Genomic DNA, 18,663 nt, shown 5'->3' with positions numbered 1-18,663 from the left:
GGAGGGACCTCCGTGCGCGCCATCATCCTGATGTTCGACAGCCTCAACCGGCACCTCCTCGCCCCCTACGCCAGGACCGTCGTGGACGCCCCCAACTTCGCGCGGCTGGCCGCCCGGGCGGTCACCTTCGACGACTTCTACGCCGGCTCCCTGCCCTGCATGCCGGCCCGCCGGGAGCTCCACACCGGCCGTTACAACTTCCTCCACCGCTCCTGGGGGCCACTGGAGCCGTTCGACGACTCGATGCCGCAACTGCTGCGGGACGCCGGCGTCCACACCCACCTGGTCTCCGACCACCCGCACTACTGGGAGGACGGGGGCGCCACCTACCACACCCGCTACACCACCTGGGAGTTCTTCCGCGGCCAGGAGGGCGATCCGTGGAAGGGCGTGGTGGACGGGCTGCGCGAGGGCAGCGGCCCGCCACTGCGCCGCCAGGACGCCATCAACCGCAGCTACATGCCCACAGAGGCCGAGCACTCCCAGACCCGGACCGTCGACGCCGGGCTGCACTTCCTGGAGACCAATGCGGACGCCGACCGCTGGCTCCTCCAGCTGGAGCTCTTCGACCCCCACGAGCCCTTCTTCGTCCACCGGCCCTACACCGACCGCTACCAGGACGGGGACGACTACGAGGGACCGGAGTTCGACTGGCCGAGCTACCGGAAGGTCACCGAGCCGCAGGAGCAGGTGGAGCACGCCCGCCGCCGCTATGCCGCCCTGGTCTCGATGTGCGACCACTCGCTGGGCCGGGTGCTGGACCTGATGGACGAGCACGGCATGTGGGACGACACCATGCTGATCGTCAACACCGACCACGGCTTCCTCCTCGGCGAGCACGGCTGGTGGGCGAAGTCGGTGATGCCCTGGTTCAACGAGCTGGTGCACCTGCCGATGTTCCTGTGGGACCCGCGGACCCGCGGCGCGGACACCCGCCGCGGCGCGCTCGCCCAGACCATCGACATCGCCCCCACCCTGCTGCGCTACTTCGGCCTGGAGACCCCGCCGGACATGCAGGGCCGCGATCTGGCCGCGGTGCTGACGGAGGATCGGCGACTACGCGAGGGCGCCCTGTTCGGGATCCACGGCGGCCACGTCAACGTCACCGACGGCCGCCATGTGTACATGCGGGCCTCCGCCACCCCGGAGAACGGGCCGCTGGAGGAGTACACCCTGATGCCCACCCATATGCGCGGCCGGTACGCCGTCGAGGAGCTCGCCGAGTGGGAGCCGGCCGAGCCGCTGCCGTTCACCAAGGGCCTGCGGACCCTCCGGATACCCGGCGCCGGCGGCTGGATGAACCCCTGGCGGCACGGCACCCTGCTGTTCGACCTCGACAGCGACCCCGGCCAACAGCGCCCGCTGGACGACCCGGAGACCGAGCTGCGGATGCTGCGCCTCCTCGCCTCCCTCCTCCGGGACGCCGACGCCCCCCGCAGCCAGTTCGAACGCCTGGGCATCCCGTACGAGGGGCCGGTCACCGAGCGGCATCTGCTGGTGCGGGCGCAGGCCGCGCGCGCTGCCGCCACCGCCGAGCCGATGCCGCCGCCGGACGAGCTGCCGGCCGCCGACCTCCTCGGCCGGCCGGTGCTCGAACTCCTCCGCGAGCCCGCCTACCGCACGGTGGTGGAGGAGCGGCTGCCCGGACTGGCCCACACCGAACTGGTCGCCTTCCCGGCCGGGGCGACCCCGATCGACCTGGCCCGCTGGGCGCTGTTCCCGGTCGGCGCGCTGCGCGAGCTCGGCGCCGGCCTGGACGCCGTCCGCCCGCGGCTCGCCGAGGGGAGAGTCCGATGACCGCGGAGCCCGCGTCCGGCGCGGGAGCCGATGCCGGAGTCCGGCCGGCGGCCGAGGCATCCACGCCGGCGTCCACGCCGGCGTCCACGCCGCCGGCCGGGGCGGCCGCGGCCGCCGGTGTGCCGCACCGCTGGCGCAATCTCCTCACCCTGACCGGCGTCACCGCGGTGGACAGCACCGAGGGCAGTGTCACCGCCACCCTCTTCCCCTCCATCGCCGCCGCCCTCGGCCTGGACAACGGCAGCCTGGGCCTCCTCGGCGCGCTCGGCAAGGCCGCCTCGGTGCCGGCCGGACCGCTGTTCGTCTGGCTCGCCGGACGGGTCGGGCGGCGTGCCGCCCTGGTGGCCAGTACCTCGCTCGGCGGCCTCTTCGGCATCCTCGCCGGGTTCTCGTCCGGCTTCGGCTGGCTGCTGCTCCTGAACGCGCTGATGGCCGCGGCGGTCAACGGCGGCAACCCGATCGCCAACGCCGTCATCGCGGACTCCTTCAGCGACCGCGAGCGCGGCCGGGCGGCCGGCATCCTCTACGGCGTCACCAGCACCGTCGGCTCGGCGCTCGGACCGCTGCTGGCCCTGCTCACCGGCTTCAGCGACGGCTGGCGCTACGCGATGTGGGCGATCGGCGCGGTCTGCCTCCTCTCCGGCCTGGTGGTGGCGACGGTCTACCGGGACCCGGGCGTCGGGGCCGCCGAGGAGCAGCTCGCGGACCTCGACGAGGACGTCCGGGAGCGGCAGCGGCGACCGGTCACCGTGCGGTCGGTGCTCGGGCTGTTCCGGATCCCGACGTATGCGCTGATGATGGCGTCCCGGCTGCTCTCCGGGCATCTGCTGATCCTCGTCTTCGGCGTCCAGTTCCTGGCCTCCGAGCGGGGGTTCAGCAATGCGGTGGCGGCGGTGGTGTCGCTGCCGTTCGGCCTCGGCTACCTGGCCGGGACGGTCGGCGGGGGCTTCCTCCTCGGCCCGGTCGACCGGCGCTGGCCGGACCACGGCCGGGCCGGCTACCTCCAGGCGGCGCAGGTCTTCTTCGCCGTGGCGGCGTTCTTCGGCACCCAGTTCCACTACCCCGGCGGGATCGCGCCGTACTGCGTGTTCTGGGCGCTGATGGGTGTCGGGCAGGGGCTCAACCCGCCGGTGAACCGGCCGGTGGTGGCCGCCGTGGTGCTGCCCGAACTGCGCGGCCAGGCCTTCGCGGTGTGGCTGTCCGTCTTCGAGACCCTGGGCTGGGGCCTGTTCTCGATCCTCGCCGGCCGGCTCGCCGCGAGCCTCGGGCTGCAGGGGGTGTTCCTCTGGGTGCTGGTGGTCCTGATGCTGGCGAACGCCGTGCTGCTGGGCGCGCTCCACCTGACCTACCGGCGGGACGCCCACCGCGTCGCGGACGCCCTGGCGGAACGCCGCCGGCTGGCCCGCGACCCCGGCTGAGCGGACGCCCCGGGCGGCCGGCCCGGGGCACGCCCGGCGCGGCTGCCCGGCTACTCCTCCAGGCCGCGCAGGAACTCCAGCAGCAGCCCGTTGACCTCGTCGGGGCGCTCCTGCTGGGTCCAGTGGCCGCAGCCCGGGAGGATGTGGGAGCCGCGCAGCCGCGGCAGCGCGTGCCGGAGGATCTCCGGCAGGTGCTCCATCCCGCGGAAGGCCATCACCAGGTCCCGGTCGCCGCCGACGAAGAGCGCGGGGAGGGGGATCGTGCGGCCGTCGAAGACCGCCAGCTGCCTGTTGTTCCGCTCGATGTTCCGGTACCAGTTGAGCGGGCCGGTGAAGGCGCGGTCGCCGTGCTCCGCGTACTCCCGGACGAAGGTCGCCACGTCCTCCTCCGTCAGCCAGTCCGGCAGCTTCTCGGGGGCGCGGAGGCCGTCGGAGAGGCGGAGGCCCTCGGGGACGACCCAGACCTTCGGCGGGTTGTTGCCGGGGTTGTCGCCCGAGCCGAAGAAGAGCAGCGAGCGGAAGCTGAGGTCCGGGTCGGCGGCCAACTCGGCGTCCGCGCGGCCGGGTTCCTGGAAGTAGATCTGGTAGAAGCCCTCGCCGTAGGTGTGCCGGGTGACGGACGGCGGCTGCATCCCGGCCGGGAGGATCGGCGGGACGCTGAGCCCGGCCACGCCGGACAGCAGGTCCGGCCGGAGCATGGCGGTCACCCAGGCCACCGGCGCGCCCCAGTCGTGGCCGACCAGCACCGGCCTGCGGCCGGAGCGGTTGCCGGTCGCGCCGATCAGCGCGACCACGTCGCCGGCCAGGTCCGGCAGCGAGTACTCCTCGATCTCCTCCGGGGCCTCGGTGCGGGCGTATCCGCGCTGGTCCGGGGCGATGGCGTGGAAGCCCGCGGCGCCGAGCGCCCTCAGCTGGTGCCGCCAGGAGTACCAGCACTCGGGGAAGCCGTGCAGCATGATCACCGGCGGGCCGTCCGCGGGCCCCGCCTCGGCGAGGTGCATCCGCACTCTCCCCGGCAGGTCCACCGTGCGATGCCGGATCCCGGTACCCGCCGCCGTGCCTCGGTCTGTCGCCATGGCAGGGATTCTGCCCTGCCGTGAACCACGGGACCATGGCCGGCGTAGCAACCTTCGGAACTGTTCGGGATCCGTTTTCGAGCCGACCACTTTCCCTTCGCACCGAATGGTGACCGCGGATGAACCTCGCCCTGCGCGCGCTGCGCCTCCTCCTCGCCCTCGCCACGGCGGCCGGACTGGCCGTGGACGCCTATGTGCACGCCGACTTCGCACCCTCCTTCGACCCGGTGGGGCGGGGCGGCCTGACCGAGGGCGAACTGTTCCGCGCCGAGGCGGCCGCGGCGGCGCTCGCGGCGCTGCTCCTCCTGCTGTTCTTCCGGCACCGGTTCGCCTGGCTGGTGGCGTTCCTGGTGGCGGGGGCCGGGGTGGCGGCGGTGCTCGTCTACACCCATGTCGACGTCGGCGCCCTCGGCCCGATCCCCGACATGTACGACCCCACCTGGTACACCGAGAAGACCGTCTCGGCGATCGCCGAGGGGGCGGCCGCGGTGACCGCGGGAATCGGCCTCTGCCTCGCCGTGCTGCTCCACCGGCGCAGCCGGGCCGCCGAGGCGGCCGGGGACGCTGCGGATTCCGGAGGTGCCGGGAGTGCCGGGGGCGCCGATCAAGCGGCCTACTGAGCGGGGCGGCCCGGCAGGAGGACGGGAGGTGAGGGTGTGGTGCCCGGTGGGGGGTGGAGGACCTTGGTCCTCGCGGGTGGCGGGGAGGCGGCGGGTAGGGTGAGCCGGGTCACACCAGTGAGACGGTAAGACCGCGAGACCGCCCAGACAGCGAGACAGACCTCGATGACGACCCCTCAGGCGCCGGGCTCCGCACACCTTCCGGAGTCCCGCAGCACTCCCGCCGCCGGCCCGGGCGGCGCCCTGACGGGCGGCGCCCCGGCCCCCGCCGCGGCGGCCCTCCCGCTCTCCCCCGCACCGATGCCGTACGACCTCACCCTGAGTGACCTGACGCTACGCCAGGCGAGCTTCGCGACCCGGGTGAACGCGGCCGCGATGGCCGGCTTCGGCGGGATCGGGCTCTCCGTCAGCCACTACCACCAGGCCCGCGCGGAGGGGCTCTCCGACGCCGACCTGCTGGCCCTCCTCGCGGAGCACGGGCTGCGGCTGGACGAGGTGGAGCTCGCCCAGGCCTGGGCCGATCCGAGCGTCTACAGCGAGGAGGAGCGCGAGGCCGACGGCGAGCTGCTGGCCCTCGCCGCCCGGCTGGGCGTCCGCCGGATCCACGCCGAGCTGCTGGACGAGTTCCCGGTCGGGACCTACGTCGCCGGACTCCGCGAGCTCTGCGCCCGGGCGGCGGACAGCGGCGCCCTGGTCGCCGTCGAGTACATGCCGTACGCGGGGGTCTACGGCCCCGGGCTGGACTGGACGGTGGTCGAGGCGTCCGAGGCGGAGAACGCCGGGATCCTGATCGACACCTGGCACTGGGCGCGGGCCTACTCCCCGGACGAGCAGGAGGCCAAGCTGGCCGAGGTGCCGGCCGACCGGATCGCCGGGGTGCAGCTCTCGGACGCACTGGCCGAGCCGGCCCCGCGGGTCCGGCACGAGTCCGCCCACCTCCGACAGCTCCCCGGCCTCGGCTACGCCGACCTGCGCGGACTGCTCAACCGCCTGCAGGCCCACGGCACCCAGGCCCCGGTCTCGGTGGAGGTCCAGTCGGACGCGCTGGACTCCCAGCCCCCGGCCCTCAGCGCCCACCAGGCCTACGTCACGGCGAGTGCGGTCCTGGAGCGCGCCGGCTGGCCGTGCGACGCCCCGGCGGCCCGGGTCTCCGTGCTCTGAGCCGAGCGCTCCCCCGCCCTCCGGTTGACGCCGTCCGAGCGGCTGCGCTACGTTCCGGTCGTTATCGTCGGGTTGACGTTAAGCGGGGGCCGACGTCAAGCGGGGGGAGGGCCGGGCGTGCCGCTCGCGCATTGGCTGGACTCGCTGGTGGCGCCGCTCAACGCGGTGCTCTTCCACTTCGGGCAGGACGCCGTCACCTGGGCCGAGCTGCTGGGCTTCGCCACCGGCGCGCTCTGCGTCGGGCTCACCGTCGGGTCCAGCATCTGGAACTTCCCGGTCGGCATCGCCAACAACCTGTTCTTCCTGGTGCTCTTCTGGCAGGGACGCCTCTACGCGGACGCCTCGCTGCAGATCGTCTACCTGGCGCTGGGCGCGGCCGGCTGGTGGGAGTGGCTGCACGGCGGGGAGCGCGGCGGGGAGCGCCGCGGCAGGCGGACGGTGCGGCGCGCCCCGGCCCGCCTGGTGGCCGGGCTCCTGCTGGCGGCCGCGCCGGCGACCTGGGGCCTCACCGTCCTGCTGGCCTCGGCCCACGACATCGCGCCGTTCTGGGACGCCCTCACCACCGCCCTCTCGCTGGCCGCGCAGTGGCTGCTCAACCTCAAGAAGCTGCAGAACTGGTACTTCTGGATCGCGGCCGACGTGGTCTACGTCCCGCTGTACTTCGCCAAGGTGCTCTACCTGACCGGGATCGTCTACGTGGTCTTCCTGGCCATGTGCCTGCTGGGGCTGCGGGCCTGGCGCCGGGAGCTCGCCGCCGGCCCCGCCGGCCCGGGCGCCCCGGCGGGCGCGGTGGCCGCATCGGGAACGGCGGGTGCCGCGTGAGCGACGGGGCCGCCGACGGGCCCGGCGGCGGGGCCGCCGCCTTCGAACACGGCCTGGTGATCGGCAAGTTCTATCCGCCGCACGCGGGCCACCACTTCCTGATCGACGCGGCCGCGGTCTCCTGCCGCCGGGTCACCGTGGTGGTGATGGCCGCGGACGTGGAGAGCATCCCGCTCGCCGCCCGTGTCGCCTGGCTGCGCGAGGCCCGCCCGGAGGCCCGACGGCACGTCGAGGTGGTCGGCGTCGCGGACAACCTGGTCGTCGACTACGCCGACGAGGACGTCTGGACCGGCCACGTCGCGCTGATGCGGGAGGCCGTCGGGGACTCCCGGCACTCCGCTCACCCGGTGGACGCCGTCTTCACCTCCGAACCGTACGGCGCGGAGCTCGCCCGCCGGTTCGACGCGGCCGACGTGCGCCTGGACGAGGCGCGGGCCACCGTGGCGATCTCCGCGACCGCGGTCAGGTCCGATCCCGCCGCCCACTGGGACCTGCTGGAGCCGCCGGTCCGGGCCTGGCTCGCCCGCCGCGTCGTGGTCCTCGGCGCGGAGTCCACCGGCACCACGACGCTCTCCCTCGACCTGGCCGCGGCGCTGCGGGCGCGGGGCGGGGCGCACGCGCGGACCGGCTGGGTGCCGGAGTACGGCAGAGCCCTCACCGTGGTCAAGCTCGCGGCGGCGCGGGCCCGGGCGGCCCGAGCCGGACGGGCGGAGCCGGGAATGGCCGGACTCGACTGGTGCGACGCGGACTTCGAGCTGGTGACGCGCCGTCAGCTCGCCGAGGAGGAGCGTGCGGCCAGGCAGGGCGGCCCGGTGCTGGTCTGCGCCACGGACGCGCTGGCCACCACCGTCTGGCAGGAGCGGTATACGGGGTCCGCCACGCCCGAGGTCCTGGCCGCGGCGGCGGGCCTGCCGCCGCGCGCCCTCTACATCCTGACCAGCGAGGAAGGGGTGCCGTTCGAGGACGACGGGCTGCGCGACGGCGAGCATCTGCGCTCCTGGATGACCGGGCGCTTCCGGGAGGTGCTGGCGGCCCAGCCGGTGCCGTGGGTCGAGGTGGCGGGCGACCGACCGGAACGCCTGGGCCGAGCGCTCGCGGCGGTGGACGGCATCCTCTCCGCCGGCTGGGGCCTGGCGGACCCGATCGGCGAACGGGCGCCGGCGGGCGGGGGGCGGTGACCGGGGGCGGTGACCGGGGGCCGGTCAGGCGCCCGGCGGGTCGGGCCGGTGACGGGCGGCGTGTTCGTCGCGTTCCGCCTCGTAGCGCTGGGCGGACCAGCGGAGGACCATCTGGGGGTGGGCCCACTCGGGTCTGGACGCCGAGCCGGCCGCCTCCTCCAGCGCCCGTTTTCTCCCGCGCTCGGCGAAGTCCCGATGAGGAGGTGGCCGAGCCGCAGCCGGAGCAGAGCGGGGAGGGCGGGCAGGTCCGGTGCGCCGGCGGGCTGTTCCGTCAGCGTTCGCAGTCCAGCCCGCCGCGCGTATGCCGATTCGGCACTGCGGGTCCGCCCGTTCAGGCCGGCGCTCCGAAGGCCTCCCGGACCTCCGGCGGCCACGGGGAGGCGGACGGGGCGTCCCGCTCGACGTGGGCCACCGTCATCCTGCCCTCCGCCGCCAGCCCCTCCTTGCCGTGCACGGTGAAGGCGTAGGTGAGCGAGGTGCGGCCGATCCGCTCCACGCGGAGCCGGGTGGTGACGAGCTCGCCGAACCGCAGCCGGTTGCGGTAGTCCACCTCGTGGCGCACCCGCGGGGCGCGGCCGAAGAGCCAGTCGAGGCCGTACCGGCGCAGGAGTTCGGCCTCCGCCGACTCCACCCAGCGGAGCACCGAGGAGAAGTGGTGGTGCCCCGCGGCGTCGGTGTCGATCCACTCGACCCGTCGCTCGATGCTGACCTCCGGGACGCTCATCGCTCTCCCTCCGCCACCGTGAAAGGCCCGTGACGCCGCTGACACCGCGAAGGTATAGCGTTCACTTGACGAGCGTCAATGAACCGCGACACGCGGAGGCGGAGCCCCGGTCAGCCGCCGAAGACCAGATGCCCGTCGTCCACCGGCGTGCGGCGCATCTGCCGCCGGTCCGCCAGGTAGTTCTGCTGGACCAGCCACGGCGCGGCCTCGCCCTGCTTCGGCATCCGGTCGATGCCGCGGGCGATGTAGCCCGAGGTCAGCTCCAGGTACGGGCGGGCCCGGGTGCCGGGCGGGACCTGCGGGGTGGCGGTGCGGCGGCCGCTGCGGTCCAGGTGGTCGAGCAGCCGGCAGACGTACTCCGCGACCAGGTCGGCCCGCAGCGTCCAGGAGGCGTTGACGTACCCGATGGTGAAGGCGAAGTTGGGCACGCCGGAGAGCATCAGGCCGCGGTAGGCGAACGTGTCCGGCAGGCTGACCTCCTCGCCATCGACGGAGAGCGACATCCCGCCCAGCGGAAGGAGGTTGAGGCCGGTGGCGGTGACCACGACGTCGGCCTCCACCTCCCGGCCGGACTCCATCCGCAGGCCCTTCTCGGTGAACCGCTCGATCCCCCCGGTGACCACCTCGGCCCGGTCCTCGCGGATCGCCTTGAACAGGTCGCCGTCGGCGGCCAGGCAGAGCCGCTGGTCCCACGGCTGGTAGCGGGGGTCGAAGTCGCGCTCGACGTCGTAGCCGTCCGGCAGTTGGGCCCGTACCCCCGCCTTGAGCAGCCGCCGGGCGAGGGCCGGAGCGCGCCGGCTCAGCCCGTACAGGCCCATGGAGACCAGCAGGTTCCCCCAGCGGGCGAGGGTCCAGGCGGCGTCGCCCGGCAGCACCGAGGACAGCGCGGGGCCGAAGCGGTCCTTGGCCGGGCGGGAGGCTATGTAGCTGGGCGAGCGCTGCACCATGGTGACCCGGGCGGCCTTCTCGGCGAGCGCCGGCACCAGGGTGATCGCGGTGGCCCCGCTGCCGATCACCGCGACCCGCTTGCCCTCGTGGTCCAGGTCCTCGGGCCAGTGCTGCGGGTGCACCAGCCGGCCGGTGTAGCGGTCGGCGTCGGGGAACTCGGGGAGATAGCCGGCGTCGTAGCGGTAGTAGCCGCTGCAGCAGTAGAGGAACGAGCAGGTGAGGGTGGCGGGTTCGGCCGCCGCCCCCTCGCCCCGCAGCACGGTCACCGTCCAGCGGGCGTCCGCGCTCGACCAGTCGGCGGACAGTACGCGGTGGTGGTAGCGGATGCGCTCGGTGATCCGGTGCTCCTCCGCGGTACGGCGGAGGTACTCGCGGATGGTGCCGCCGCCGGCGATGGCGTCCTCGTGCCGCCACGGCGAGAAGCGGTAGCCGAGGGTGAACATGTCCGAGTCGGAGCGGATGCCCGGGTAGCGGAAGAGGTCCCAGGTGCCGCCGAGCGCCCCGCGCGACTCCAGCAGGGCGAACGACCGGTGGGGGTGGCTGCGGCGCAGATGGCAGGCGGCGCCGATGCCGGAGAGGCCGGCGCCCACGATCAGCACGTCGAGGTGCTCGGTGCGCTCCGGGTCCCCGCCCGGGCCGTCCCCGTTGCTCGTCATGACGCGAACGTACCAACTGGTCGGTAGTCTCACAATGCCGATGCCGGCCCGGCACCGGATCTCCCCCGGTCGAACCCCTTGGACCGGGCCCCTCCGCCGGGTTGAATGCGGCACAGCCGCAGCATCGCGCCAGCCGCACGCACGGAGGTGCCCCGTTGTACTACCCACTGACCGTCCGTGACTTCCTCGACCGCGCCGAGGCGGTCTACCCGGACCGGGTGGCCGTCGTCGACGAACCGGACCAGCCGGCGCCCGGCCTCGGCGAGCTGACGTACCGTCGGATGGCCGAGCTGGCCCGCGCGCAGGCGGCCCGGCTGGACCGGCTCGGCGTGCCGGCCGGCGGCCGGGTGGCGGTGATCTCGCAGAACTCCGCCCGGTTGCTGACCTCCTTCTTCGGCGTCTCCGGCTGGGGCCGGGTCCTGGTGCCGGTCAACTTCCGGCTGAGCCGGCCCGAGGTGGAGTACATCGTCGAGCACTCCGGCGCCTCCGCGGTCTACGCCGACCCGGAGTGCGCCCACCTCCTGGACGGGCTCGGCTCGGCCGGGGTCAAGCACCGTTTCGTCCTCGGCGAGGACGGCGACGAGTCGCTCTACGACACCACCGGCGCCGAGCCCCGCCCGTGGGCCGAGCCGGACGAGGGGGCCACCGCCACCATCAACTACACCTCCGGAACCACCGCCCGTCCCAAGGGAGTCCAGCTCACCCACCGCAACCTGTGGCTGAACGCCACCGTCTTCGGCCTCCACACCACCATCAGCGACCGGGACGTCTACCTCCACACCCTGCCGATGTTCCACGCCAACGGCTGGGGGATGCCGTACGGGATCACCGGCGTCGGCGGGCGGCATGTGGTGCTGCGCAAGGTGGACGGCGGCGAGATCCTGCGGCGGGTGCGCGACCACGGGGTGACGCTGATGTGCGCCGCGCCCGCGGTGATCAGCGCGGCGCTGGACGGCGCCGCCGCCTGGGACACCTCGGCGGAGGGACCGGTCCCCGGGCGGGACCGGGTGCGGGTGGTCTGCGCCGGCGCCCCGCCGCCGACCAGCACCATCGAGCAGGTGCACAGTGAACTCGGCTGGGAGTTCATCCAGTTGTACGGCCTGACCGAGACCTCGCCGGTGGTCACCCTCAACCGGCGGCGCGCGGAGTGGGACGGCCTCCCGCCGGCCGAGCTGGCCCGCAAGCTGGGCCGCGCGGGCGCGCCGACGCTGGGCGTCCGGGTCGCGGTGGACTCCGACGGCGAGGTCCTCACCGCCTCCAACCACAACCTGGACGGCTACTGGCAGCAGCCGGAGGCCACGGCGGAGGCGACGGCGGGAGGCTGGTTCCACACCGGCGACGGGGGCCGGATCGACGAGGAGGGCTATCTGGTCATCGAGGACCGGAAGAAGGACGTGATCATCTCCGGCGGCGAGAACGTCTCCTCGATCGAGGTCGAGGACGCCGTGATCGCGCATCCCGAAGTGCGGGAGGCCGCGGTGATCGGGATCCCCGACGAGAAGTGGGGCGAGCTGGTCACCGCGCTGGTGGTGCGGACGCCGGGCTCCGAGCTGACGGCGGAGGCCCTGGTCGCCCACTGCCGCCGGCGGCTCGCCGGCTACAAGTGCCCGAAGCGGATCGAGTTCACCGACACCCTGCCGCGCACCGCCACCGGCAAACTCCAGAAGTTCAAGCTCCGCGAGCCGTTCTGGCAGGGCCAGACCCGCCGGATCCACTAGGGAGCGTATTCGGTTGTGATCAAGGGGCCGCTCGTGTGAGGTCCTTGATCCAGATCACGGAGGCCCGGAGGTGGAGTCCGGCGAGGTAGCTCCCCGGGGTCTTGTCGTAGCGGGTGGCGATGCCTCGCCATGCTTTCATCCTGTTGATCGCCCGCTCGACGGTGTTCCGTTCCTTGTAGAGCTCGGTGTCGTGACTGACGGGCCTACCGCCTCCACTGCCCTTCTTCTTCCGGTTGGCGGCCTGGTCCTTCTTCTCCGGGATGACCGCCTTGATATGGCGTTTGCGCAGGTAGGCACGGTTGCCGCGAGACGAGTAGGCCCGCGCACCCGCACCTTCTTCAGGACGGGGATGAACTGTGGGCTGTCGGCTGACTGGCCCGCGGTCAGGATGAACGCCAGCGGGCAGCACTTGCGGTCGGCGGCGAGGTGGACCTTGCTGGTCTATCCGCCCCTGGAGCGTCCGAGGAGGGCGGCCTTCAGCCGGAGTTTGTGCCGACGCCGGACGCGTCGTCGTTCCTCCCGCGCGGGATCGCTTTCGCTCTCCTGCCCAGTTGTTCTTCGAGACCGCCCCCTTTGACCTGGCCTTCTCCTCCTCGGCGGAGGCTTTCTCCAGGGCAGTGGTGGAATCGATGCTGACCAAGGACAGGTCCACCTCACCGCGCTTCGCGGCTTCCGCGATCAGGCCCTCCAGCAGCGCCTCGAAGACCCCGGCGTCACGCCACTGCCGGAAGCGGTTGTGGACGGTCGACCATGCACCGAATTCTGTTGGCATCTCCCGCCACTGGCCGCCCGTCTTGAACCGCCAGATCACGCCCTCGGACTGCTGCCGCAGCCGCTCGGGGTACGGGCCGTACTCGCCAATCGGCAGGTACGGCTCGATGAACTCCCACTCCAGGTCAGTCAGTTGTACTCGTGTCACGTACGACGGTCTACCGGACCAGACCGTGCCACGAAAGCACGTCCCGCAGTTTGTTCACGACTCGACGTGCCCTAGACGGCCGTGTTTCGTCGACAGGGGGCGCCAGTGCGCATGTTGGCGGAGGCGCTGGCGATGACCGAGTCGAGCCGGTCCCGGGTGCGGTTCAGGTCCGCGATGCGCCGGTCGATGCCGTCGCGCTCTATGGCAAGGCGGTCGAGAAGCTCGGGCGTGGCTTTGCCGTCTATGACGCAGGGTGTCAACTCGGCGATGGTCTTGCTGGACAGGCCGGCGGCGTACAGATCCCGGATCAGCCGGATCTGGTCAACAGCGGCTTCCGCATAGTGGCGCTGGCCGCTGTCGCTGCGCTCGGAGACAAGCAGATTCTGCTCCTCGTAGTACCTCAGGGCGCGGGTGGTGACTCCGGTCTTCCGGGCGAGTTCTCCGATGCGCATTCCCGTCTCCATTTCCATGTGACTTACGCCACGCCCGCTTGCCTTTGACGTCAACGTCAGGTTTTAGCGTAGCCGATATGAACTTCTGCCGGGGATTCCTGCTGGTAGGCCCCCGGCAGGCCACGGGTTGAACGAAATGGAGCGCCCATGAATGAGGACACCACCCCGCGCCCCAGCGGGTGACCGGCGGGGAATAACACGCCTGGGCCCCTCAAGTGGGGCGGCGACAAGACCGTCAACAAGATGAGAGGTCTCGGGGAGATCAATCTCCGTCCGATCGATGTCGGCGAGCGCGGACACCCCGACGCCGATCGCATCCTCAATCTCAAGACCTCCTGATCCACCACTCGCACCACACCTGAAAGAAGCACACACATGGCCATCGACCAGACGACAGGTCTCACCGGCCCCCCGTCCACCCCGATCATTTCGGTCAAGCCGCTCATGCTGCCCGCACCGTGGCGCGGCGAGGACCTGCACGTACGCATCTCCGCACCGGTCACCGGCGCCAATCTGCCGATCGTGCTGTTCGCGCACGGATTCGGCTCGAACCTGGACGGCTACGCACCATTGGTCGACCACTGGGCCTCCCACGGCTTCGTGGTCGCCCAGGCCACCCACCTCGACTCCAAGCGCTTTAACGTGGCCGCGGACGACCCCCGCAAGCCCCATATGTGGCGCTACCGCGTGCAGGACATGAAGCGGATCCTCGACGAACTCGGCACCCTGGTGGCATCCGTGCCCGGTCTGGCCGGTCGGGTCGATCACAGCCGAATTGTCGCGGCCGGACACTCCTTCGGCGGCCAGACCGCGGGCATCCTCGTGGGGCTTCGCGTCACAGACCCGGTGACCGGCGTCACCGAAGACCTGTCCGACTCCCGGGTCATGGCCACCATCCAGCTGGCCACCGCTGGCGAAGGCGGCGCCAACCTGAGCCCCTTGGCTCTCGAGGTCGCTCCCTGGCTGCGCGACCAGGACTTCTCCCACATCACCGCCCCGGGACTCGTCGTCGCCGGCGACAAGGACGAACTGCCGCTTTCCACCACGGGCCCGTCCTGGACGAGCGAGCCCTATACGCTCAGCAGGGGCAACAAGAGCCTGCTGACGGTCTATGGAGGCCAGCACTCCCTCGGCGGCATCCCCGGCTACGACGCAGCGGAGACCACCGACGAGAACCCCGACCGCGTCGCCCTCGTCCAGCAGGTCACCCTCGCCTACCTGCGCCACATCACTGGCACCAACGACACCGACTGGGAGACGGCCCGGACCGTCCTCGCCGGCGATTCCCACGCGTTGGGACGACTGGAGTCCAAGTGACCGCCACCGGCCCGAGGCGCGCGCCAACTATGGGACCGGGGAGCTACCTCGCCGGACTCCACCTCCGGGCCTCCGTGATCTGGATCAAGGACCTCACACGAGCGGCCCCTTGATCACAACCGAATACGCTCCCTAGCCCCGGGCGCAGCGCCTCGGGCGCCCCACCGGGGCGCGGCTCCCCGGTCTCACGGGGCCTGGGTCAGGAACTCCCCGAGGGCGGAGAGGAGCGCGTGGACGTCCTCGGCGTCGTTGTAGGGCGCGAGGCCGATGCGGAGGCCACCGCTGTCGCCGAGGCCCAGATGGCGGGAGGCCTCCACCGCGTAGAAGCTGCCGGCCGGGGCCTGGATGCCGCGGGCACCGAGGAAGCGGTAGGCCGCGGCCTCCTCCTCGGCGCCGCCGGCCAGGCTGACCAGCAGGGTCGGGGTGCGGCTCGCGGCCCGGGAGCGCAGCACCGCTCCGCGCGGCGCGAGCGCGGCGATCCCCGACTCCAACTCGGCCCGCAGGACCTCCTCGTGGCGCTCCAGCGCGGCCAGCGAGCCGGCCAGCCGCTCGCGGCGGCTGCCCTCCCCGCCCGGCACCAGATCGGCGAGGAAGTCCACCGCCGCACGCGTTCCCGCCAGCGACTCGTAGGGCAGGGTGCCGAGTTCGAAGCGCTCGGGCACGGCGTCCGTGGAGGGCAGCAGCTTGTCCGGGCGCAGCCGCTCCAGGAGTTCGGGGGCCGCCGCCAGCACGCCGAGATGCGGGCCGAGGAACTTGTACGGCGAGCAGGTGTAGAGGTCGGCCCCCGTCTCCGCGAGGTCGACCAGGCCGTGGGCGGTGCGGTGGACGCCGTCCACGTACACCAGCGCCTCGGGCGCGGCCTCCTTCACCGCGGCGGCGATCTCCGCCGTCGGCGGCTTGGTGCCGATCAGGTTGGAGGCCGCGGTCACCGCGACCAGCCGGGTCCGCGCGGAGAGCTCCCGGCGGATGTGATCGACCGTCAGTTCGCCGCTCTCGGCGTCGAATCCGGCCCACCGCACGGTCGCGCCCGCCTGCTCGGCCGCCTGCACCCAGGGGCGGATGTTGGAGTCGTGGTCGAGCCGGGTGACCACCACCTCGTCGCCGGGCGACCACTCCTTGGCCAGCGTCCGGGAGAAGTCGTAGGCGAGCTGGGTCGCGCTGCGGCCGAAGACGATCCCGCGCGGGTCGGCGCCCAGCAGGTCGGCCATCGCCGACCGGGCCTCGGCGACCAGGCGCTCGGCGTTGCGCTCACCCGGGGTCCGCGCGCCCCGGTTGGACAGCGGCGAGCTCATCGCCCGGGCCATCGCCTCGATCACGGGCGTGGGGGTCTGCGTCCCGCCCGGCCCGTCGAAGAAGACGGCCTCGCCCAGCGCCGGGAACTGCGCCCGTATCCGACCGGTGTCCAACTCGGCTCTCCTCACGCTCATCGGTTCGCCCCCGTCCGCCCCCGTCCGCCCGACGCTACGCAAACCGCAGGTCAGGGGCAAGATCCCGGCGGCGGAGTGCCATCCGGGGACGTGACGCGGGTCACACCGCCCCGATGTCACGGACCGGCGGTCCGCCTCCATCTGCTGGTCGTCAACGCCGAACGAGGCGGAACGAGGCAGAACGAGCAACCGGAAGAGGGCGGAACGATGGGCGCACGGAACAAGCAGGAGGACCGGGGGCAGCGCCAGGTGGTGATCCTCGGCGCGGGCTACGCGGGGCTGGCCGCGGCCGTGCAGCTCGCGGCCCGGGTGAAGAGCCGGGAGGACGTGCGGCTGACCCTGGTCAACGCGGAGGAGCGGTTCACCGAGCGGCTGCGGCTGCCCATGACGGCGGCCGGCCGGCGGACCGCCGACCTCAGCATCCCGGAGCTGCTGGACGGCACCGGCGTGCAGTTCGTCCGCGGCTGGGTCACCGGTGCCGACGCGGACGCCCGGACGGTGCGGATCGACGACGACCGGGTCCTCCGGTACGACACCCTGGTCTGGGGCCTGGGCGGGGTCGCGGACACCGCCGCCGTCCCCGGGGCGGACGGCCACGCCTACACCCTCGACAGCGTCCATGACGCGGAGCTGCTCGCGGACCGGCTGCGGCGACTGGCCGACGGCGACGCCGTCCCCGCCCCCGGCTCCGCCTCCCCCTCCGCCCCCACCCTCGCCGTCGTCGGCAGCGGGCCGGCCGGCGTCGAGTCGGCCGCCGAGATCGCCGAGCGCTACCCGCGGCTGAAGGTGGTGCTGATGGGCCGTCAGGAACCGGGCGCGGCCATGGCCGCCCGGGCGCGCGCCCACCTGCGGGCCGCCCTCGACCGGCTGGGCGTCCAGGTCCGGGCCGGCGTCGAGGTGGTGAAGGTGCTTCCCGACGGGGTCCAGCTGGACGGCGGGGAGGCGGTCGCCGCCGACGCCGTCCTGTGGACCGGCGGCACCCGGGTCTCCCCGCTGGCGGCCGCCGCCGGGCTGGCCGTCGACGAGCGCGGCCGGATCGTCACCGACGCCGCCCTGCGGTCGGTCTCCCACCCGGAGGTGTACGCGATCGGCGACGCCGCCGCCGTCCGCCAGGGCTACGGTGTCCTCCACGGCACCTGCCAGAGCGGGATGCCCACGGGGGCGCACGCCGCCCTCTCCATCCACCGAGAGCTCCGCGGCCGCCGGCCCAGGCCGTTCCGCTTCGGCTACTACCACACGCCGGTCAGCCTCGGCCGCGGCGACGCCGTGGTGCAGTTCACCCACCCCGACGACAGTCCCCGGCGGATGTTCCTCACCGGCCGGGCCGCGGTCAGGTACAAGGAGACGGTGACCGCCTCGCCCTGGCCGACGTACGGCCGTATGAAGAGGATGCCCGCCTGGGGCGCGTTCTGGCCCCGCGGGGGCCGCTACACCAGGAACCGGGGGCCGCAGTGACCGATCTCTTCCCCGCCCATCCCGACCAGCGGGTCTTCGACCGGCACCGCCGCCTGCTGTTCTCCGTGGCGTACCGCCTCCTCGGCTCGGCGGCGGACGCCGAGGACGCGGTGCAGGACGCCTGGCTCAAGTGGTCGGCCGCGGACCGCCGCCAGGTCGCCGACCCCAGGGCGTACCTGACCAGGATCGTGTCCAACCTGGCGCTGGAGCGGCTGCGTTCCACCCGGCGCAAGCGGGAGACCTACGTCGGGCCGTGGCTGCCGGAGCCGATCCTCACCACCGCGAGCGCCGCCGATGCGGTGGCCGAGGCGGAGACGGTCTCGATGGCCCTGCTGGTGGTGCTGGAGACGCTCAGCCCGCTGGAGCGGGCGGTGTTCGTGCTGCGCGAGGTCTTCGACTTCAGCCACGCGGAGATCGCCGAGGCGGTGGAGCGCTCCGAGGCGGCGGTACGCCAGGCCGGGCACCGCGCCAGGGAGCATGTGCGGGCCCGCCGCCCGCGCTTCACCGCCGACCGCGCGGCCCAGCGCGCTGCCACCGAGCGGTTCTTCGCGGCGGCCGGCGGCGGTGACGTCAACGCGCTGATGGAGCTGCTCTCCCCGGACGTCACGCTGTGGACAGACGGCGGCGGCAAGGTCCGCCAGGCGCTGCGCCCGGTGGTGGGCGCGACCACCGTGGCGGCCTGGTTCGCGGCCCTCGGCGAGACCTCCTACCAGGGCGTCGAGCCGGCCGACATCCACGGCGAGCTCACCGAGATCAACGGCGGCCCCGGCCTCCTCTTCCGCGGGCCCGAGCGGGTGATCGCCACCGTGACCTTCGACTTCGACGCCGAGGGCCGGATCACCGCCGTCCACAACGTCGCCAACCCGGACAAGCTGCACGCCCTCGCCGACGGCACCCGGCACGACATGGGCACCCGCTGACGGCACCGGTCCGCCGGCAGCCGCCCGCCGATCGCGCACGGTCGGTCAACTCCCG

General features: G+C 73.1%; 16 protein-coding genes. 10 read left to right on the top strand and 6 right to left on the bottom strand.

The window, feature by feature from the left end:
* The first annotated feature begins 12 nt into the window (after window positions 1–12).
* Together BS73_RS31530 and BS73_RS36775 are read left to right on the top strand one after the other, a co-directional pair.
* On the top strand, window positions 13–1,797 hold the full coding sequence (locus BS73_RS31530) for a sulfatase (RefSeq protein WP_037577776.1): 1,785 nt from the start codon (window positions 13–15) through the stop codon (window positions 1,795–1,797).
* The gene (locus BS73_RS36775; RefSeq protein ID WP_084704500.1) at window positions 1,794–3,215 is read left to right on the top strand and encodes an MFS transporter; all 1,422 of its coding nucleotides are present in this window, start codon (window positions 1,794–1,796) and stop codon (window positions 3,213–3,215) included. The genes BS73_RS31530 and BS73_RS36775 overlap by 4 nt, the downstream gene beginning before the upstream one ends.
* Window positions 3,216–3,265: 50 nt before the next feature.
* Here the strand turns inward: BS73_RS36775 and BS73_RS31520 are convergent, their stop codons facing one another.
* On the bottom strand, window positions 3,266–4,291 hold the full coding sequence (locus tag BS73_RS31520; protein WP_051941210.1) for an alpha/beta fold hydrolase: 1,026 nt from the start codon (window positions 4,289–4,291) through the stop codon (window positions 3,266–3,268).
* Window positions 4,292–4,410: 119 nt separating this feature from the next.
* Between BS73_RS31520 and BS73_RS31515 the strand changes: the two genes are divergently transcribed.
* The 4 genes from BS73_RS31515 to BS73_RS31500 all read left to right on the top strand — a co-directional run bounded on the left by BS73_RS31515 (window position 4,411) and on the right by BS73_RS31500 (window position 8,072).
* Complete coding sequence (locus BS73_RS31515; RefSeq protein ID WP_063837104.1) at window positions 4,411–4,911, top strand: hypothetical protein; 501 nt, start codon at window positions 4,411–4,413, stop codon at window positions 4,909–4,911.
* 165 nt (window positions 4,912–5,076) lie between these two features.
* Complete coding sequence (locus BS73_RS31510) at window positions 5,077–6,072, top strand: sugar phosphate isomerase/epimerase family protein (protein WP_051941209.1); 996 nt, start codon at window positions 5,077–5,079, stop codon at window positions 6,070–6,072.
* 117 nt (window positions 6,073–6,189) lie between these two features.
* The gene (gene pnuC / locus BS73_RS31505; RefSeq protein ID WP_037577775.1) at window positions 6,190–6,894 is read left to right on the top strand and encodes a nicotinamide riboside transporter PnuC; all 705 of its coding nucleotides are present in this window, start codon (window positions 6,190–6,192) and stop codon (window positions 6,892–6,894) included.
* The gene (locus BS73_RS31500; protein ID WP_051941208.1) at window positions 6,891–8,072 is read left to right on the top strand and encodes an AAA family ATPase; all 1,182 of its coding nucleotides are present in this window, start codon (window positions 6,891–6,893) and stop codon (window positions 8,070–8,072) included. Before pnuC ends, BS73_RS31500 begins: the two co-directional genes overlap by 4 nt.
* A 331-nt stretch (window positions 8,073–8,403) precedes the next feature.
* On the opposite strand, the gene BS73_RS31495 is transcribed toward BS73_RS31500, so the two are convergent.
* Together BS73_RS31495 and BS73_RS31490 are read right to left on the bottom strand one after the other, a co-directional pair.
* On the bottom strand, window positions 8,404–8,796 hold the full coding sequence (locus BS73_RS31495) for an acyl-CoA thioesterase (RefSeq protein WP_037577774.1): 393 nt from the start codon (window positions 8,794–8,796) through the stop codon (window positions 8,404–8,406).
* Between the two features lie 110 nt (window positions 8,797–8,906).
* A complete protein-coding gene (locus BS73_RS31490) occupies window positions 8,907–10,400 on the bottom strand; it encodes a flavin-containing monooxygenase (protein ID WP_037577773.1) in 1,494 nt (497 codons plus the stop codon).
* Between the two features lie 155 nt (window positions 10,401–10,555).
* Here BS73_RS31490 and BS73_RS31485 point away from each other — a divergent pair, with 155 nt between their 5' ends.
* Window positions 10,556–12,118, top strand: a complete 1,563-nt coding sequence (locus BS73_RS31485) for an AMP-binding protein (RefSeq protein WP_037577771.1) — start codon at window positions 10,556–10,558, stop codon at window positions 12,116–12,118.
* A gap of 19 nt (window positions 12,119–12,137) precedes the next feature.
* Here the strand turns inward: BS73_RS31485 and BS73_RS36770 are convergent, their stop codons facing one another.
* Both BS73_RS36770 and BS73_RS31480 read right to left on the bottom strand, forming a co-directional pair.
* Entirely contained in the window at window positions 12,138–13,037 is a 900-nt protein-coding gene (locus tag BS73_RS36770; RefSeq protein WP_235215595.1) for an IS5 family transposase, read from the bottom strand.
* 71 nt (window positions 13,038–13,108) lie between these two features.
* A complete protein-coding gene (locus tag BS73_RS31480) occupies window positions 13,109–13,489 on the bottom strand; it encodes a MerR family transcriptional regulator (RefSeq protein WP_037577770.1) in 381 nt (126 codons plus the stop codon).
* 375 nt (window positions 13,490–13,864) lie between these two features.
* Here BS73_RS31480 and BS73_RS31475 point away from each other — a divergent pair, with 375 nt between their 5' ends.
* Window positions 13,865–14,806: an alpha/beta hydrolase family protein gene (locus BS73_RS31475; RefSeq protein ID WP_037577769.1), complete on the top strand. Its 942-nt coding sequence runs from the start codon at window positions 13,865–13,867 to the stop codon at window positions 14,804–14,806.
* 185 nt (window positions 14,807–14,991) lie between these two features.
* Here BS73_RS31475 and BS73_RS31470 read toward each other — a convergent pair whose 3' ends face one another.
* Window positions 14,992–16,233, bottom strand: a complete 1,242-nt coding sequence (locus tag BS73_RS31470; protein ID WP_051941207.1) for a cysteine desulfurase-like protein — start codon at window positions 16,231–16,233, stop codon at window positions 14,992–14,994.
* A gap of 207 nt (window positions 16,234–16,440) precedes the next feature.
* Between BS73_RS31470 and BS73_RS31465 the strand changes: the two genes are divergently transcribed.
* Entirely contained in the window at window positions 16,441–17,688 is a 1,248-nt protein-coding gene (locus BS73_RS31465; protein ID WP_051941206.1) for an NAD(P)/FAD-dependent oxidoreductase, read from the top strand.
* The gene (locus tag BS73_RS31460) at window positions 17,685–18,608 is read left to right on the top strand and encodes an RNA polymerase sigma-70 factor (RefSeq protein WP_037577767.1); all 924 of its coding nucleotides are present in this window, start codon (window positions 17,685–17,687) and stop codon (window positions 18,606–18,608) included. Before BS73_RS31465 ends, BS73_RS31460 begins: the two co-directional genes overlap by 4 nt.
* Window positions 18,609–18,663: the final 55 nt, after the last annotated feature.

Source organism: Phaeacidiphilus oryzae TH49, from assembly GCF_000744815.1.
GTDB classification, from domain to species: domain Bacteria; phylum Actinomycetota; class Actinomycetes; order Streptomycetales; family Streptomycetaceae; genus Phaeacidiphilus; species Phaeacidiphilus oryzae.
This window is presented reverse-complemented; position numbering and strand designations above follow the sequence as displayed.

What these genes read in the sequence shown, in the direction of transcription:
- BS73_RS36775 (WP_084704500.1), top strand. Translation starts at nt 1,794, where the DNA reads ATGACCGCGGAGCCCGCGTCCGGCGCGGGAGCCGATGCCGGAGTCCGG.
- BS73_RS31520 (WP_051941210.1), bottom strand. Translation starts at nt 4,291, where the DNA reads ATGGCGACAGACCGAGGCACGGCGGCGGGTACCGGGATCCGGCATCGC.
- BS73_RS31515 (WP_063837104.1), top strand. Translation starts at nt 4,411, where the DNA reads ATGAACCTCGCCCTGCGCGCGCTGCGCCTCCTCCTCGCCCTCGCCACG.
- BS73_RS31510 (WP_051941209.1), top strand. Translation starts at nt 5,077, where the DNA reads ATGACGACCCCTCAGGCGCCGGGCTCCGCACACCTTCCGGAGTCCCGC.
- BS73_RS31495 (WP_037577774.1), bottom strand. Translation starts at nt 8,796, where the DNA reads ATGAGCGTCCCGGAGGTCAGCATCGAGCGACGGGTCGAGTGGATCGAC.
- BS73_RS31490 (WP_037577773.1), bottom strand. Translation starts at nt 10,400, where the DNA reads ATGACGAGCAACGGGGACGGCCCGGGCGGGGACCCGGAGCGCACCGAG.
- BS73_RS31480 (WP_037577770.1), bottom strand. Translation starts at nt 13,489, where the DNA reads ATGCGCATCGGAGAACTCGCCCGGAAGACCGGAGTCACCACCCGCGCC.
- BS73_RS31475 (WP_037577769.1), top strand. Translation starts at nt 13,865, where the DNA reads ATGGCCATCGACCAGACGACAGGTCTCACCGGCCCCCCGTCCACCCCG.
- BS73_RS31470 (WP_051941207.1), bottom strand. Translation starts at nt 16,233, where the DNA reads ATGAGCGTGAGGAGAGCCGAGTTGGACACCGGTCGGATACGGGCGCAG.
- BS73_RS31465 (WP_051941206.1), top strand. Translation starts at nt 16,441, where the DNA reads ATGGGCGCACGGAACAAGCAGGAGGACCGGGGGCAGCGCCAGGTGGTG.